Consider the following 16,478-nt stretch of genomic DNA (forward strand, 5'->3'; position numbering starts at 1 on the left):
GGTTTCACTCGAAGGGGCAGCGCCCCTCAGGCTCACACCGTGAGCCACGTTCCCCGAGCGCGTTCAGATTTCGCGAAGCCGTTCCAGTGCAGCGGTCAGGGTCGCCTCTTCTTCCTCGCGCGCAGAAAGGTTGTCCTCGGCCTCTTCCACCACCTCGGGTGGCGCGTTCTCGGCAAATTTCGGGTTTTTCAACCGTCCGCGCAATCCGCCGATTTCCTTGCTCAGTTTGCCCAGCGTTTTCTCAAGCCGTGCAACTTCTTCATCCACGTCGATGATGTCTGCCAAGGGCAGGGCAAAGATGCCACCCGCCACCGCGATGGTGATGCAGCCCTTGGGCAGGTCCGCCATCTCGGTCATGCTGTCGATCCGCGCCATGCGCTTGATCATCATCTCGTTGTTGGCCCAGGCCCTGCGCCCGACGGCGTCGAGTTCTTGCAGGATCAGCGGCGCTTTCAGCCCTGCGGGCACATGCATCTGCGCGCGCGCCGAGCGGATGCTCTCGATCAGTGAAATCACCCAGTTCATTTCACGCGCCGCGTCGTCATCGACCAACTCGTCACCATAGGTCGGCCAGTCGGCATGGATCAGCATCGTATCGCGTGCTGCGATTTGGCCCCACAGTTCTTCGGTGATGAAGGGCATGATCGGGTGCAGCAGGATCAGGCACTGGTCAATCACCCAGGCCATTGTGGCACGGGTCTCGGCCAAAACGGCCTCATCCTCGGAATTCAGAAGCGGTTTGGAAAATTCAACATACCAGTCGCACACCTTGCCCCACACGAACGCATACAGCCCGTTGGCGGCGTCGTTGAAGCGGAAGGCGGCCAGGGCTTCGTCCACCTCGGCGCGGACCTTTGCAGTTTCCGAGATGATCCAGCGGTTCACCGTCTGGGTCGGGCTTTTCGGATCAAACCCGACGACCGGTTTGCAGCCGTTCATTTCTGCAAAGCGCGCGGCGTTCCACAGCTTGGTGCTGAAATTGCGATAGCCCGCGATGCGTTCGCGCGACAGCTTCAGAACGCCGCCGATCGACGCCATGGACGTGTTGGTGAACCGCAGCGCATCGGCGCCATATTCGTCAATGATCTCAAGTGGATCAATAACGTTGCCGGTGGTCTTGGACATCTTCTTGCCCTTCTCGTCACGGACAAGACCGTGCAGATAGACCGTGTGGAACGGGTTTTTGCCCGTGACCGCCTGGCTCATCATCATCATCCGGGCGACCCAGAAGAACAGGATGTCCTGTCCGGTGATCAGTACGTCACCGGGGAAGAAGCGGGTCAATTCGTCGGTGTCCTGAGGCCAGCCCAGCGTGCCAAAGGGCCAAAGGCCGGAGGAGAACCAGGTATCGAGCACGTCGGGGTCGCGCCATACGGGATAAACCAGTTTTGTTGGATCTTGCGTGCTTTCATAGGCAGCAAGGCTTTCAGCCAACGCGTGAATTGCAGCCCCACGGTCCGCCACTTCGACCACGCGCGCGTTGCCTAGCGGAACGGGGAGGGTGACAAGCACCTCGTCAAACTTCGGTACAACGGCTTCGAAGTCATGGGCACAATGGCTGTGCTCATGCCCGGGCAACATATCCTGTTGCAAGAGCAATCGACCCATTTCGACCAGATCAAGCGCATTGTCGCCTTCGTCGTCGGTGAAGCCTTCGCCCGACAGGTCAAGGCCATACCAAACCGGCACCTGATGTCCCCACCAGAGCTGGCGCGAGATGCACCACGGTTCGATGTTTTCCAGCCAGTGGAAGAACACCTTCTCGCCGCTTTCCGGCATGATCTTCACGTCGCCCTTGCGCACAGCGTCCAACGCAGGGCCGGCGATCTTCTCGGCGTCCACGAACCACTGGTCGGTCAGCATCGGTTCGATCACCACCTTTGAGCGGTCCCCGAAGGGTTGCATGATCGGTTTGTTTTCAACATAGGGCACGGTGCCGGTGATTTCCTCACCGTCCACCTCGACAGTCTGGGTGATCATCACCGCCAAGCCCTCGGCCGTGATCTGGTCGACCACGCGCTTGCGCGCTTCGAACCGGTCCAACCCGCGCAGTTCGTCCGGGACAAGGTTCATCGCCGCGATCTTCGCCTCGTCGAATCCTTCTTCACCATTGGCGATGCGCTGGGCGGTCGCGGCTTCCTCGGCATAGGGCAAACCATCGGCCCGCATGTGCCCGCGCGTGTCCATCAGCGAATACATCGGGATGTTATTGCGCTTGGCGACTTGATAGTCATTGAAATCATGCGCGCCGGTGATCTTCACCGCGCCCGAGCCGAAGTTCATGTCCGGGTATTCATCGGTGATGATCGGGATCAGGCGGCGATGCTCTTTCGGACCCACGGGGATTTCGCAGAGCTTGCCCACGATGGGCGCATAGCGCGCGTCATCCGGGTGCACGGCCACCGCACCGTCGCCCAGCATGGTTTCGGGGCGAGTCGTTGCAATCGAGATATAGTCGCGCTCTTCTTCCAGTACGACATTCCCGTCCTCGTCTTTCTCGACATAGGTATAGGTCGCCCCATCGGCCAGCGGGTATTTGAAGTGCCACATATGGCCGGGTGTCTCGATATTCTCGACCTCAAGATCGGAAATTGCGGTCTCAAAATGCGGGTCCCAGTTGACCAGACGTTTGCCGCGATAGATCAGACCCTTGTCATACATATCCACGAAAACCTTCAGAACGGCGTCGTGGAAGTTGGCCGAATTCTCATGCCCCGTGCGTGGATCGCCCGGTGCGCCAGCCATGGTGAAGGCGTTGCGCGACCAGTCGCAGGTGGAGCCCAGACGCTTCAACTGGTTGATAATGGTCGAGCCGGAATTGCCTTTCCATTCCCACACCTTCTCAAGAAACTGCTCGCGGCCAAGTTCACGGCGACCGGGTTGCTGCGTCTCGGCCAGCATCTTTTCGACTTGCAACTGGGTGGCAATGCCCGCGTGGTCCTGGCCGGGCTGCCATAGCGTGTCAAACCCGCGCATCCGGTGCCAGCGGATCAGAATGTCCTGCAATGTGTTGTTGAACGCATGGCCCACATGCAGCGCGCCCGTGACGTTGGGCGGGGGGATCATGATCGCGAAGCTGTCTGCCCCCGGCTTGGCATTGGCGCCTGCTTTGAAAGCGCCTGCGTCTTCCCAGCTTTGATAGATGCGTGCTTCGGCGGATGCCGCGTCGAATGTCTTGTCCATGGCCATGGTTTTGTCCCAAGTCGTATGAGTTCAAGACCGTTTACCCAAGACGACGGCAAAGGGAAAGCCCGCGCAGAGACGACAACGCCCGGACCTTGGCCCGGGCGTTGAATTGCGCATTCTCTTGCGAAGATCAGAAATCCATCTGATAGCCGATCGTCGCCATCACCGACGGTTTCTCCGCATAGGGCGTCTGATGCACGCCCAGCCCCAGATCATAACTGCGTCCATTCCCCAGAGTGTGGGTATATCGGGCTTCGGCAAACAACCGGTTTTCATTCTCAAGCGGCGGACCAGCCACGGCAAAACTGGTCATGCCCGGAATGGCGCTGGTCCCCGACACGGTGTCGGCAGAACGCGACAGGTCCCATTCAACACCAGCGGTCAGGCGCACCACGCCCGCTTCGGAAACGGGAAGGCGCAGATCGGCGCCAAGTGTGGCCGTTGTCGCACTGACCTCGTAATCGTCATAGGTCACAGGGAAGGCGACGGCGTTGGTTTCTGTATATCCGTCACGCTGAACCGACGAACGGGTGACGCGCATGAACGGCGTAACCAGCGCGGCCCCGCGTTGCATGCCGTAGCCAAGCTCGATCGACGTGGCCCGTGCGCTCATATCGGTGGTTCCTGTGCCCCGCTCGGTATTCGGCAGTGTGGTGGACCGCGTGATGTCCACCTCGGCTGCCGATTGCGCGGTGGCGAGCTTCCAGTTCAAACCATTGGTGGCCGGATGCCCACCCTGCAAATAGGCGCCAAAGCTGCGGAAATTTCCATCGATGCCAAACCCGGTCAAGGTGTCGTCGTCATTGCCAAGCCCGACAAACCCGCCAAACGACAAATTGTCGGTCAGCGCCGTCGCGGCAATCAGACCGGCCACGGCGGTATCGTTGCCGTCGCGATTGCTTGCAGCGCCTGCGGTGATTTTCATCGAGAAAGGACGGCCCAACCCGGTTTTGCTGCGCTGCCCGTCAACGCCGTCGATGGGCAGTTCAAGCGATTGGCCCAGCGTGAATTGGACAAGTTTGTCCATGTATTGGGCACCTGCTGCCTGTTCAGCGGCGCTATTGGACACTTGCGTCAGTGTGTTTAGGTGATCCAGCATTGTTCCCCCGGGTCGAACAGCGTCGCGCCAGATGAACCCGCGTGAATTGGCTGCGTCATTGGTCGCCACCCCGACGACGACGGAGCCGTCCGCGCTGATACCATTGGCGAAGGACGTTCCTGTATTGCCCGTGGTCAGATCACCCAAATCCTGTGCGACCCCGTTTTCGTCCCAGCGCAAAGCGCGATAACCTGGTGTCGTCGAGTAGCGTGCGGCCCCCGCGACATAAGACCCATCCTGACTGGCAGCATTGGCCAGCGAGAAAATGACATTTGCCTCATCAGTCGACGCCAGTTGGACCATGCCGGTGCCCGCGCTCCAGCGAAAGGCGCGTTGCCCTGTCACGGAAGGCGCCACCGACTGGCCGACGACAACAAGCCCATCACCGCTGACCCCATTGGCTCGGCTTTGACCGGTTGCACCGCCGATGGTGCCCAGATCGGTTATGGCCCCACCAACCACTGCGCGGAACGCATGAGTCGCAGTTGTGGTCTCACCCCGCCCAACAACGATGCTGCCATTGTCGCTGATGTCTTGCCCAAATGTATCCCCGCCCACAATCAGGCTTGGAAGGGTGACGAATGTATTCGTGGCGCGCGTCCAGACAAAGGCACGGTCGTATGGGGCAGGAGAGGTCGGCCCGACGGGTGGTGGCGTCGCCGCGCCATTGTCATAGATGGTCCCGACAATCCGCGTGCCATCCGCGCTGATGTCGTTCGGCTCGCCATAAACTCCAGCGCTAATTGGAATGGTGACGGCCCCGGTCGCCTGGGTCCAGTAGAACATGGATGGAAGGCCAGCCGAGAACGTAACCCCGGTGATAACCGACCCGTCCTGGCTGGCACCTTTTGCAAAGCTGTAATCTCCGATTGCAGGTGCAAGATCAACAAGTGTGCCACCCGTAAAAGCAAATGCGCGCGGCACACTGGCCGTATCTGACGCGTTACCAACAGCGACCGAGCCGTCGGCGGAAATATCCACTGCGTCAGACCCGGTGAAGAATGCCCCGTCATCAAAGGTCGGTATTTCTTCCATGGTGGGAATCGCTGTTTGGGAAAGCGCCGGATGCGCCGCCAACGCCAGTGCCGAAAGGGCGACCAATCGACACGTCTTTGTGCTGAGTTTCAGTGAAATGAGATTTGAATCTCGATCCTTGGAATAGTTTTTCATTTGCCCCTCGCAACTGAGAACACGCGAATTCAGCAAAGAACGGGCCTTACCGCCAATGCATGGTGGATTTGACCTGCGTCCGACCTTTGCCATTCGGTGATTTTCCAAATGTTATCAAAATCGCCCGGTTCGGGCGTGGTTGATTTATGGTTTACTTTAATAAAGCTGACCGTAGTCGCAAAAAAACAACTAGATGATGGCTCTTGGAATAACAATACACAGCAACATTCCCTACAAAGTATTCTCGGAATGGTGGAAAGGCACGGGCTAGGTCACTACGTTCGGCGTGTGACAAACAGTAGAATGTTTGATTTGTGCAATCGCACATGTGGTCCCAACACCACTGAACACAGCCGATTGTGCGCCCAGATCATGAAATACTCCGGCGGAGCATATCGCCCAAGTCAGGTGCGCAAGGCCGCGCCCTCAGTCGCTGTGCCAGACAGGCGCGGAGTCGCCCGCAAACGTCGGAATGAGCCCCCGACCAGTGCCGACAGAGCCGTCGGTCGGGCGGGTAAAGCTGGGTTCCTGGCCGCGATCACGGTCATTCCCTGCACGGCAACCTCGTCTGGGAAAGGGGAAATTCAATTCGATTGCCCTAGCCCGGTCGGTTGATCCGGGTCGACAGGTGGATCAGGCTTTCCGAACTTTTCACCCCGTCGATTTCACCAATTGCATCAAGCGTTTGGTCCAGTTCTGCCGTCGATTTTGCGGCGAGTTTCAGGATCATGTCGAATCGGCCAGACGCCGTATGCGCTGTTTCGACTGCTGTCAGGGTTTTCAACCGTGCCAAGACCGCCGGAGTCGAACGTGGTTCGATCGCGATCAATACGGTCGCATGAATGCGGTCGCCGCGTGCCGAATCCCCAAGTCTGAGCGCATATCCGGCAATGATGCCCTTTTCCTCCAACCGTTCGATGCGGGCTTGAACCGTTGATCGGGCAAGCCCCAACCGCCGGGCAAGTGTTGCCACGGGCAGACGCGCATTTCCTTCAAGCTGAGCAAGCAATTCGCGGTCTTTATCGTCCATATGGTCGGTATCCTCGATGTTTTGGCGGAAAATACACGACATATTGCCCGAAATGCCACTGGAAATCGACGGCTTCTGTTCAGATTCTAGAAGAACGACGCGAACAGACATTTTTCAAAGCGAGCGAACATGAGCAGGCAACCTTCGATCTGGCTAACGGCCTTGTCACATCTGAAATCCGAAACGCCGAAGCGGCCGGTGTTGTATTTCGCGCCCGCGACCTTGCAGGCGACGGTTCAGCAATTCGTCGACGGGTTCGACGGTCTTGTGACTTATGCGGTAAAGGCCAATGATTCCCGTGTTGTGCTGGAAAACCTCGTGGCCTGCGGAATCAGTGCCTTCGACGTTGCCAGCCCGGCCGAGATGCACGCCCTGCGTGCCGTTTCACCCGATGCCATCATGCATTACAACAATCCCGTACGCTCCCACGATGAGATTGCCGACGCGATTGCCCTTGGGGTCCGGTCCTATTCTGTCGATGCGCCGCATGAGTTTGACAAGCTGCGCGCGCAGGTGGATCCGGAGGGAATCGAGATTTCCGTGCGTTTGCGCCTGCCAGTGGAAGGCGCTGCCTATCATTTCGGGGCCAAGTTTGGTGCAGATGTCGAACAAGCTGTCGCGCTTCTGCAAATGGTGAAAGAGGCGGGTTTTATCCCCTCGATGACCTTCCATCCGGGCACGCAATGCGCCAGCCCGTCGGCCTGGTCGACCTATATCGCCACTTGCGCCGAAGTCTCGAAGGAAGCGGGCGTGAAGCTGGCTCGTCTGAATGTGGGTGGCGGGTTTGCTGCCAACCGGGGGGTTGCCCCGGATCTGGATGCGATATTCGCGGCAATCCATCGGGCAGTCAAAAATGCCTTTGGAACCGACGCGCCAGCACTGGTCTGCGAGCCGGGGCGCGCGATGGTGGCTGAAGCCTTCACCCTTGCGACGCGGGTGAAATCCATCCGCGAGGACGGTGCGGTTTTCCTGAATGATGGGATTTATGGCGCACTGTCCGAGGCACCGTCCATCGGGGTGCCGGATCGCATCGCGACTGTTCGGGCCAGTGGAAAACGGCACAAGGGTGCGATGATCAAGCGCACAGTATTCGGGCCGACCTGCGATTCCATCGACCAGCTGCCGGATCCTCTAGCGATGCCAGATGATTTGGCTGAAGACGATTACGTGCTGTTTTCAGGTATGGGGGCGTATAGCCTTGCTACGGTGACGCGGTTCAACGGCTATGGGCTGATCGACATGGTGACGGTGCAGCGCGCCGGGGTGTAACCCGGCGTGCCGAGGTATTTGTCACTATGCCACGTCCTGCAATTTCATGGGGGGCGTGATGCCTAAAGCGTGCGCCACTTCGCGGGTCAGGGCAGGTTTGTTCAGCGTATAGAAGTGCAGATCTTTGACGCCGCCATCAATCAGGTCGGAACACAACTCGGTGCACAGGGCGGTGGACAACAGATCCTCGCGCCCGTCGCGGGTGGCTTTGGCAAACGCATCATCCAACCAGGCGGGGATATACGCACCACAGCGTTCTGCGAATTTGCGCACGCCGTTCCAGTTTTCAATCGGCAGGATACCGGGAATGATCGGCACGTCGATTCCGGCCTTTTCGCATTTGTCGCGGAACCGGAAGAACGTGTCATCCTCGAAGAAGAACTGCGTGATGGCCGAATTGGCACCCGCATCCACCTTGCGCTTCAACCAGGCGACATTGGCATCCAGATCGGCACTTTCGGGATGCGGATCGGGATAGGCACCCACACGGATATGGAAATCACCGGTTTCCGCGAGGGCTTCAATCAAGTCCACCGACGAGGCAAAACCGTTCTTGTGCGGAGCAAAGCCGTTGCTTCCCTTGGGCGGATCGCCCCGTAGGGCGACAATTTCAGTCACGCCAGCCTGGGCATAATCTTTCGCGATGGCCAAAGTTTCATCGCGCGTGGCATCAACACATGTCAGGTGGGCTGCGACATTCAGGTCGTAATGTTTGTGGATGGTTTGCACGGCGTCATGTGTCAATTCCCGGGTCGTTCCGCCCGCCCCGTAGGTGACTGAGACGAAGCTGGGGTCCAGCGGTGCGAGTTCGCGCACTGTTTCCCACAGTCGGAAAGAAGCATCCAGCGACTGGGGTGGGAAGAACTCGAACGAGATATTGGGCGTTGTCATGGCGGCCTCGGGATTCAGAGAAGTGACTGTTGCCCTCTTGTGCCGGTTTTCTGTTTGTGAGACAAATTCATAATTCTCACAATAAACATGAGCTTCGTGCATGTATTTGGAATTTCGTCATTTGCGCACCATTCGGGCGATCCATCAGGCGGGCAGTCTGGCACGCGCTGCGGATATATTGCATATCACCCAATCTGCACTAAGCCACCAGATCAAAGGGCTTGAAGATCAGGTCGGTATGGAACTGTTTCACCGCCGCACAAAGCCCATGCGGCTGAGCCCCGCTGGATTGAAATTGCTGCGCCTTGCCGAACAGATATTGCCTGAAGTCGCACGGCTGGAAGAAGAATTCAGGTCGCTGAAGTCGGGACGATCTGGCCGGTTGCACATTGCGATTGAATGCCACGCTTGTTTTGACTGGCTGTTTCCGGTGCTGGACAAGTTGCGCCATGCCTGGCCCGATGTTGATCTGGATATTCGTCAGCGACTTGCCTTTGATGCGCTTGAGGCGCTTCGGCGGGAGGAGGTCGACTTCGTGATCTCATCTGATCCCATTGCGATCCCGGGTATCACTTTTGCGCCTCTGTTTGACTATGAACCACGATTTGTCGCGGCCTCCACCCACCGATTGGCGCAGCACGATTATATTGAGGCCGAAGACTTCGAAGACGAGATGCTGCTGACCTATCCGGTCGAACGGTCGAAAACGGATGTGTTCAGCGGGTTGTTGACCCCGGCCCGCGTCGAACCTCGCGCCGTGCGCCAGGTGGAAATGACCGAGGTCATTCTGATGCTGGTTGCTGCCGGGCGCGGGGTTGCGGTCATGCCGGACTGGGTGCTGCGCAATGTTGAGGACAACCCTGACTATGTCACGCGACCATTGACTGAGAAGGGGTTATCCAAGCGCATGTTTGCCGCCACCCGCGAAGAGGATGCGATCGTCCCCTATGTCGCGCATATGATCCGTTTGTGCCGGTCCGAACCCGTCAAGCTACAGCGCGCGTGAAACGGGGAAACGGGCTTGGCAAACAAGGCATCCCCGCGTATACGCGCCGTCTGAGATGATAGGAGCGCCCCCGATGGAAGGCAGTGCAAATCTGAACGTGATGATCAAGGCCGCCCGGATGGCGGGTCGCAGCCTTGTGAAGGACTTTCGTGAGGTCGAAAACCTGCAAGTTTCTATGAAAGGCGCGGGCGACTTTGTGTCGAAAGCGGATATTGCTGCCGAACAGATCATTCGCGACATCCTGATGGAAGCCCGCCCCAATTATGGTTGGCTGGCCGAAGAAAGCGATGCCACTGACGGCAAAGACCCGACCCGACGCTGGATCGTCGATCCGCTGGATGGCACCACGAACTTTCTGCACGGCTTGCCGCATTGGGCGATCTCGATTGCATTGGAGCATAAAGGTCAGATTGTCGCCGGTGTGATCTATGACGCCGCGAAAGACGAGATGTTCACAGCCGAAAAAGGTAAAGGCGCGTGGCTGAACCAAAGCCGCCTGCGCGTTTCCGGCCGTTCGCGCCCGATCGAAAGCCTGTTTGCGACGGGTTTGCCCTTTGCCGGGCGTACCGATCTGCCGGACACGCTGCAAGATCTTGCGCGTATCCTGCCCAGTTGTGCCGGTGTGCGCAGGTTCGGTGCGGCGGCACTGGACCTCGCCTATGTGGCGGCCGGCCGTTATGATGGGTTCTGGGAACGTCGCCTGAACGCTTGGGACGTGGCCGCAGGGCTTGTCATCGTGCGCGAGGCAGGGGGATTTGTTGCCCCGATCAATCCCGAGGGGTCTATCCTTGAAGACGGAGAAGTCATTGCCGCAAACGAGGCGATTTTCGACAAGTTCTCGGGTCTTGTGCGGGGCAGTTGATTTCGGTCGCGAGCTGCAAAATACCGTTTCAGGGCCTTATTGCTGCCTGATTGTTCGGGAAAAAAAGCGATATGGAACAGTTAAAAAATATTTTCGCCCGTATTTCTGGGCTGATCACGGACGAAGACGGTGCTGTTACCGTTGATTGGGTCGTGTTGACGGCATCTATCGTGATGTTGGGGATGGCTAGCATGTTTATTGTCGCCGGCAATATTCCCGGGCTGACCGAGCAGATCAGCAGCGTGGTGGCTAATCAATCAGTGGGCAGCTAGAACACTGTTTGCGCTGCTGCTGGTTGAGTGGTGGTGTTCCATTCTTCCGCACTTGTTATCTTTCACTTCCGTCGACGAACGGTCGGAATGACGCTTTTCGTGACTCTGTATTGCGCATCCGGGTGATCTGGATGCCCGTCCGTGCGCATCCAGAATGCCCGGCCGCCCAAGCCTTTCCATATGGGCAGGACAAACAAGAACCCCGCGATGAAGCCGCCCGCATGGGCCCAATAGGCGACACCTCCGCCCATTTGGGACCAGTTCAGCGCACCGTTGACCACCTGCAAGCCAAACCAGAGCAACAGCATCAGCCAAGCCGGGAAGGGAAACACTTTGAAGATCACGACAAAGATGAACAGGACGTCGACGCGCGCCCGCGGAAACAATAAAAGATACCCCCCCATAACCCCCGCAATTGCGCCCGACGCCCCCACCATCGGGACCACGCTTGAGACGTCAGCAGCCACCTGAAGCAAAGCCGCGCCAAGGCCCGAGACCAGATAAAATATGGCAAATCTGACATGGCCGAGAACATCTTCCAGATTGTCGCCAAATATCCATAAGAACAGCATGTTACCCGCGAAATGCATGAAGCTGCCGTGGACGAACATTGAGGTGAGCACAGTCTCGAACCCGTCACCGCTCATCACGCGCAGGGGGATCAGACCATATTGCACGAACACGCGATCAGCTGCGACATCGTTGCCGTAGAGCGGCAGCATCGTCAGAAAGACGATCAGGTTCGCCGCGATCAGCCCGAAGGTGACATAAGGTGTACGTTCTGACGGGTTGTGATCGCGAATTGGAAACATGGGGGGACTTGACCCGATGGCGTCCGCCGGGTCAAGCGTCGCGCCTATTCAGCAGCCAGATCAGGCGGTTGCGAGAGCATCAACAGCTCGGCATTGCCACCCGAGGCTGTTGTGTCCACGCACAAATGCCGTTCATGGGTCACAGCCTCTTCCGTTACCGCGCCGGTGATCAAAGGCAGGATTGCCCCGGATCGTGCGGCAAGAGCCAGCGCAAGAGCGCGCGCGCCAACCTCGTCTCCCCAATAGATCGCACCGCCGATCCCCTCGACCTTGGACAGTTCGCCCGCTGCCAAGTCGGGTGCCAGCACCGCCAGTCCACCATGCGCCTCGACGTCCGTTTTCTGGCGTTCGGCGGCTGTGAGGCCGGGGCCAAGACACAGGAACGGGGCGCGGGGGTGCGTGGACAGTTGGTTCAGCTCTCCGGTTGGGCCGGGCAAGCGGGTTGATGCAAGCGTCACCGCACGCGTGGTAGCGGTGATAGTGCGTTCAAGCAGGGCGGGATTGGTCGATCCGTCGCCATCCGCCTCGCCGGTCATCGGCGCAGGCCCGGACTTGCAGAACCGGTCCATGTAGGCTGGGCCACCCGCTTTGGGGCCGGTGCCGGACAGCCCTTCGCCGCCGAATGGTTGCGAGCCGACAATGGCACCGATCTGGTTGCGGTTCACATAGGCGTTGCCGGCACGGATGCGATCAACCACGTGTTGAACGCGGTCATCAATCCGGGTGTGAAGACCAAATGTCAGGCCGTATCCCGTGGCGTTGATCGCATTGATCACCGCGTCGAGGTTTTCGGCCTTGTAGCGCGCAACGTGCAGCACCGGTCCGAAGATCTCGCGCTTCATCTCGTGAATGCCGCTGACACGGATCAGTGTGGGGGCGATGAAGTGACCGCCGTCGGGGACTTTCAACTCGTGCACCAGCCGTTTTTCTGCGCGTGCCGTATCGACGTAGGCGCGAATGCCCCCATAGGCCTCGTCGTCGATGACGGGACCAAGGTCGGTGGACAGGTGCCACGGGTCAGCCGGGGTCAATTCGTCCATCGCGCCGATCAGCATCTCGGTCAGGCTGTCGGCGATGTCGTCCTGAACATAGAGACAGCGCAGGGCCGAGCAGCGCTGCCCTGCCGATTGGAAACTGGACGCGACGATGTCACGCACCGCCTGTTCGGGCAGCGCGGTGCTGTCCACGATCATGGCGTTCAACCCGCCGGTTTCCGCGATCAGCGGTGCGGCGGGTGACATATGCTGCGCCATCGCGTGGCGGATGATCTGCGCGGTTTCGGTCGATCCGGTAAATGCGACCCCGTCAATGCGCGCATCCGACGTCAGCGCCGCCCCGACGGTTGCCCCGTCGCCGGGCAAAAGCTGCAACGCCTCGCGCGGAACACCGGCTTTGTGCAACAGCTTCACCGCCTCATATGCGATGATCCCGGTCTGCTCGGCAGGTTTGGCCAACACGCCGTTGCCCGCCGCCAAAGCCCCCGCAATCTGACCGGTAAAGATCGCCAAGGGGAAGTTCCACGGCGAAATGCAGGTGAACAGGCCACGCGCATCGCGGGTAAGGTGCGGGATGCGGGACGCATAATATCGCAGGAAATCAACGGCTTCACGCAATTCGCCCAGACAGTCGGGCAAAGTCTTTCCCGCTTCGCGGGCAAGCAGGGCGAAGAAGATTCCAAAATGTTCTTCATAAAGATCCGCTGCGCGGTTCAGAACCTCGGCACGGGTATCTGGTGCGGCATCCCAACGGGTTGCCGCGTCAAGGGCCGCCTGCACGTCCTTGGCGCTGGCCCAGGTGATCTTGCCAACCTCGGTGCCATTGGCGGGGTTGGTAACGGTCACATCCTTGCCGCCCTTTGGCGTGCCAGCAATCAGCGGTTCAGCGGCAAATCTCGTATCCGCGAAAGGATTGCGGGCGGTGTCGATCTGCTCCAGATGGGGTTCATATGTCAGGTCCAGCCCTTTGGAGTTTTTGCGATCCCCATAAAGCTCTGGTCCGGTGGGAACATGTGGTGCGGGATGGTCCAGCGCGTCGAAGGGGCAGGCGGCAACCTCCTCGGGCGAAACGCTTTCATCGACGATCTGGTTCACGAACGAGCTGTTGGCGCCGTTTTCCAACAGTCGCCGCACCAGATAGGCCAGTAGGTCGCGATGCGCCCCAACAGGGGCATAAATCCGGCAGCGTGTGCCGTTTTCATCCATGATGATCTGGTGCAAACGTTCTCCCATGCCATGCAGGCGCTGGAACTCGTAACCACGCGCGTTCACGCCTGAACTTTTTGCCATATCCAGTATGGCGGCCGCCGTGTGAGCATTGTGGGTGGCGAACTGCGGATAGATCCGATCGGTCAGCGACAGCAGTTTTCGCGCGTTGGCGATGTAGCTGACATCGGTGGCGACCTTGCGTGTGAACACGGGGAATGCATCCAAGCCTTCAACCTGCGCGCGCTTGATCTCGGTGTCCCAATAGGCACCTTTGACCAGCCGAACCATGATTTTGCGGTCCAGCCGTTTGGCCAGCGCGTGCAGCCAGTCGATAACGGTGCCGGCGCGGTGCCCATAGGCCTGCACGACCACGCCGAACCCGTCCCATCCGGCCAATGATTTATCGGACAGCACCGCTTCGATCACGTCTAGCGAGATTTGCAGGCGGTCAGCTTCTTCGGCGTCGATGTTGAAGCCCATACCCGCCGACTTCGCCAGATGTGCGAGGGCCGAAACACGTGGCACAAGCACATCCATTACCCGGTCGCGCTGGGCGCGTTCATAGCGGGGGAAAAGCGCGGAAAGCTTTACGGAAATACCAGGATTGGCACGGATATCCTTGGATTTGCAGGCACTTGCGATCTCGGAAATTGCCTTGGCATAGGACATCTGATAGCGGCGCGCATCGTCATCGGTCAGCGCCGCTTCGCCCAGCATGTCATAGGAATAGGTGAAGCCTTTCGCTTCCATCTTCGACCCGCGTTTCATCGCAGCAGAGATGGTTTCGCCCAACACGAACTGATTTCCCATCTCTTTCATCGCGCGTCCGACGGCGGTGCGAATGACGGGTTCACCCAGACGTTTCACCGCCCCACGCAACGCACCGGTGATCCCCGGTTCGCGCTCGTCCAGCACCTTACCTGTAACCAAGAGCGCCCATGTCGATGCGTTCACCAAAGAAGACGACGAGCGACCAAGATGCTTGCCCCAATCGCTGGGTGCGATCTTGTCTTCGATCAGAGCGTCTATGGTTTCTGCGTCCGGCACCCGCAACAGGGCTTCGGCCAGACACATCAGTGCGATGCCTTCATCCGTTGACAGGCCATATTCGGCCAGAAAAACCTCCATCATGCCCGGGTCGGATGACGCGCGGATGGCGCGCACAAGTTCGGCGCCGCTGGCCGCGATCCGCGCGCGGTCGTCACTGGACAGCCCCGCCTCTTTTGCGAGCGTATGGATATGCCGTTCCTCACCGGCATAGGCAAGATCGTCAATTTTCTGGCGAAGGCTGTCGGTCATGTGCGGATCCTCATGGTGTTTGCACTTCCCCTATGATATCCCGAAAAGACAAGGCGATTTTCCTGATTTTCGCCATTTGGCAGCCGAAATGACCGATTAAAGGTGGTGAATGCAGGAAGATAAGCAAGTTGATCTTGATCGGTTCGATCGCAGGATTCTGGATGTCCTGTCAGGCGATGGGCGCATTTCGATCACCGATCTTGCACAGCGGATCGGATTATCAAAGTCCCCGACCCAAGCCCGTGTACGTCGGTTGGAAGCGGAAGGGGTCATTACCGGATACCGTGCCGATATCGACCCGATTCGTTTAGGCCGGGATCATGTCGCCTTTGTCGAAGTAAAGCTTTCGGACACGCGCGAGGCCGCATTGAGTGCGTTCAACAAGCAAGTTTCCAGCATTCCCGAGGTGGAAGAATGTCATCTGCTGGCGGCGCATTTTGACTATCTTCTCAAGGTGCGCACCCAAGACATGCGTGACTTTCGGCGCGTCTTGGGCGAGGCAATTTCGACCCTTCCGCATCTGGCGCAAAGTTCAACTCACGTGGTGATGCAGGCGATCAAGGATGACAGCCCCTCCATTCTTGGCTGACTTCTTTTGGCAAATGCTTCTGACCGATTGCCTCCGGTTTTAAGAGGCGTTAGGGAAGGGCTGGGGCCAAGCTCCACCCGGTGCGGGCGTGATGGAATGGTAGACATACCAGACTTAAAATCTGTTGGGCCTTGTGCCCGTGTGGGTTCGAGTCCCACCGCCCGCACCACTCTCATCCCAGCAAAAAACGTTTTTCAATACGATGTTCGGCCTTTGTTTCGACTGGCGTGATTGCGTGGTTGAGGGGCCGTGAATTATGCGTCAATTCGTGGGGCGGGGCATTGCTTTTAATCCGGACATGGCGAAACCTGAGTGCAGGTCGGGCACAGCAAAACATTTCTTTGCAGATTACAGCCAGTTTTTATTAGGCCTTTTCGATGACCAAACTATTTTTTTAAGTCTTTGGATTGGACGGTCGGGGTATGAGTAATTTTAGCTCATTAGACAGTTGGGAAATGGTCGGGTTGCTTGGGGCAGCGATCTATTGCACGACCTATATGTTGATCGCGTTCGACATATTGACCAGCAAGACGACGTGCTATTACGCGTTGCAGTTTTCGGCGGCCAGCTTCGTCGCACTGAGCCTGATTGAGCATTTCAACGTTGCCGCGTTGACCGTCCAACTGTTTTTTATCGTGGTGTCGGTCTTTGGTTTTGCAAACCATATGAAGGGGCGAACTGTTTCACCTGCGAAGGACAAAGAAGTGGTTTGACGGGAACGAGACCTCTCCCTGAGTGCGTTGTTCCACGCGCTCACAGAAAAGTCGGGCTAGGGGTGGCCCGGCTTTT

Annotated in this window: 12 protein-coding genes and 1 tRNA gene; 7 read left to right on the forward strand and 6 right to left on the reverse strand. The window is 58.4% G+C overall.

Annotation, left to right across the window (positions count from 1 at the left end; all coding sequences use genetic code 11):
• Positions 1-63 precede the first annotated feature (63 nt).
• The 3 genes from BMY55_RS05795 to BMY55_RS05805 all read right to left on the reverse strand — a co-directional run bounded on the left by BMY55_RS05795 (position 64) and on the right by BMY55_RS05805 (position 6,485).
• Positions 64-3,189, reverse strand: a complete 3,126-nt coding sequence (locus BMY55_RS05795) for a valine--tRNA ligase (RefSeq protein WP_091429089.1) — start codon at positions 3,187-3,189, stop codon at positions 64-66.
• 127 nt (positions 3,190-3,316) lie between these two features.
• A complete protein-coding gene (locus BMY55_RS05800) occupies positions 3,317-5,386 on the reverse strand; it encodes an autotransporter domain-containing protein (protein ID WP_177179297.1) in 2,070 nt (689 codons plus the stop codon).
• Positions 5,387-6,053: 667 nt separating this feature from the next.
• Positions 6,054-6,485, reverse strand: a complete 432-nt coding sequence (locus BMY55_RS05805) for an Lrp/AsnC family transcriptional regulator (RefSeq protein WP_091432081.1) — start codon at positions 6,483-6,485, stop codon at positions 6,054-6,056.
• A gap of 129 nt (positions 6,486-6,614) precedes the next feature.
• Between BMY55_RS05805 and BMY55_RS05810 the strand changes: the two genes are divergently transcribed.
• Positions 6,615-7,754: a type III PLP-dependent enzyme gene (locus BMY55_RS05810; RefSeq protein ID WP_091429092.1), complete on the forward strand. Its 1,140-nt coding sequence runs from the start codon at positions 6,615-6,617 to the stop codon at positions 7,752-7,754.
• 24 nt (positions 7,755-7,778) lie between these two features.
• Here the strand turns inward: BMY55_RS05810 and metF are convergent, their stop codons facing one another.
• Positions 7,779-8,645, reverse strand: coding sequence for a methylenetetrahydrofolate reductase [NAD(P)H] (gene metF, locus BMY55_RS05815; protein ID WP_091432083.1), 867 nt, complete (start codon positions 8,643-8,645; stop codon positions 7,779-7,781).
• A gap of 100 nt (positions 8,646-8,745) precedes the next feature.
• On the opposite strand from metF, the gene BMY55_RS05820 reads away from it, so the two are divergent.
• The 3 genes from BMY55_RS05820 (at position 8,746) to BMY55_RS05830 (ending at position 10,785) form a co-directional block, all read left to right on the forward strand.
• Positions 8,746-9,651: a LysR family transcriptional regulator gene (locus BMY55_RS05820; RefSeq protein WP_091429095.1), complete on the forward strand. Its 906-nt coding sequence runs from the start codon at positions 8,746-8,748 to the stop codon at positions 9,649-9,651.
• A gap of 73 nt (positions 9,652-9,724) precedes the next feature.
• Positions 9,725-10,513, forward strand: a complete 789-nt coding sequence (locus tag BMY55_RS05825) for an inositol monophosphatase family protein (protein ID WP_091429097.1) — start codon at positions 9,725-9,727, stop codon at positions 10,511-10,513.
• Between the two features lie 50 nt (positions 10,514-10,563).
• Positions 10,564-10,785: a hypothetical protein gene (locus tag BMY55_RS05830; protein WP_322787717.1), complete on the forward strand. Its 222-nt coding sequence runs from the start codon at positions 10,564-10,566 to the stop codon at positions 10,783-10,785.
• 62 nt (positions 10,786-10,847) lie between these two features.
• Here the strand turns inward: BMY55_RS05830 and BMY55_RS05835 are convergent, their stop codons facing one another.
• Together BMY55_RS05835 and putA are read right to left on the reverse strand one after the other, a co-directional pair.
• The gene (locus BMY55_RS05835) at positions 10,848-11,597 is read right to left on the reverse strand and encodes a rhomboid family intramembrane serine protease (protein WP_091429100.1); all 750 of its coding nucleotides are present in this window, start codon (positions 11,595-11,597) and stop codon (positions 10,848-10,850) included.
• Between the two features lie 44 nt (positions 11,598-11,641).
• On the reverse strand, positions 11,642-15,100 hold the full coding sequence (putA, locus tag BMY55_RS05840) for a bifunctional proline dehydrogenase/L-glutamate gamma-semialdehyde dehydrogenase PutA (RefSeq protein ID WP_091429102.1): 3,459 nt from the start codon (positions 15,098-15,100) through the stop codon (positions 11,642-11,644).
• Positions 15,101-15,209: 109 nt separating this feature from the next.
• Between putA and BMY55_RS05845 the strand changes: the two genes are divergently transcribed.
• From BMY55_RS05845 to BMY55_RS05855, 3 genes are all read left to right on the forward strand, one after another.
• Positions 15,210-15,689, forward strand: coding sequence for an Lrp/AsnC family transcriptional regulator (locus BMY55_RS05845; protein ID WP_091429104.1), 480 nt, complete (start codon positions 15,210-15,212; stop codon positions 15,687-15,689).
• An 82-nt stretch (positions 15,690-15,771) separates the two neighbouring features.
• Positions 15,772-15,858, forward strand: a tRNA-Leu gene (locus BMY55_RS05850).
• A 253-nt stretch (positions 15,859-16,111) separates the two neighbouring features.
• Complete coding sequence (locus tag BMY55_RS05855; protein ID WP_143064290.1) at positions 16,112-16,402, forward strand: CBU_0592 family membrane protein; 291 nt, start codon at positions 16,112-16,114, stop codon at positions 16,400-16,402.
• Positions 16,403-16,478: the final 76 nt, after the last annotated feature.

The sequence above is a fragment of the Aliiroseovarius sediminilitoris genome (assembly GCF_900109955.1).
Classification (GTDB): domain Bacteria; phylum Pseudomonadota; class Alphaproteobacteria; order Rhodobacterales; family Rhodobacteraceae; genus Aliiroseovarius; species Aliiroseovarius sediminilitoris.

What these genes read in the sequence shown, in the direction of transcription:
- BMY55_RS05795 (WP_091429089.1), bottom strand. Translation starts at nt 3,189, where the DNA reads ATGGCCATGGACAAGACATTCGACGCGGCATCCGCCGAAGCACGCATC.
- BMY55_RS05805 (WP_091432081.1), bottom strand. Translation starts at nt 6,485, where the DNA reads ATGGACGATAAAGACCGCGAATTGCTTGCTCAGCTTGAAGGAAATGCG.
- BMY55_RS05810 (WP_091429092.1), top strand. Translation starts at nt 6,615, where the DNA reads ATGAGCAGGCAACCTTCGATCTGGCTAACGGCCTTGTCACATCTGAAA.
- metF (WP_091432083.1), bottom strand. Translation starts at nt 8,645, where the DNA reads ATGACAACGCCCAATATCTCGTTCGAGTTCTTCCCACCCCAGTCGCTG.
- BMY55_RS05820 (WP_091429095.1), top strand. Translation starts at nt 8,746, where the DNA reads ATGTATTTGGAATTTCGTCATTTGCGCACCATTCGGGCGATCCATCAG.
- BMY55_RS05825 (WP_091429097.1), top strand. Translation starts at nt 9,725, where the DNA reads ATGGAAGGCAGTGCAAATCTGAACGTGATGATCAAGGCCGCCCGGATG.
- BMY55_RS05835 (WP_091429100.1), bottom strand. Translation starts at nt 11,597, where the DNA reads ATGTTTCCAATTCGCGATCACAACCCGTCAGAACGTACACCTTATGTC.
- putA (WP_091429102.1), bottom strand. Translation starts at nt 15,100, where the DNA reads ATGACCGACAGCCTTCGCCAGAAAATTGACGATCTTGCCTATGCCGGT.
- BMY55_RS05845 (WP_091429104.1), top strand. Translation starts at nt 15,210, where the DNA reads ATGCAGGAAGATAAGCAAGTTGATCTTGATCGGTTCGATCGCAGGATT.
- BMY55_RS05855 (WP_143064290.1), top strand. Translation starts at nt 16,112, where the DNA reads ATGAGTAATTTTAGCTCATTAGACAGTTGGGAAATGGTCGGGTTGCTT.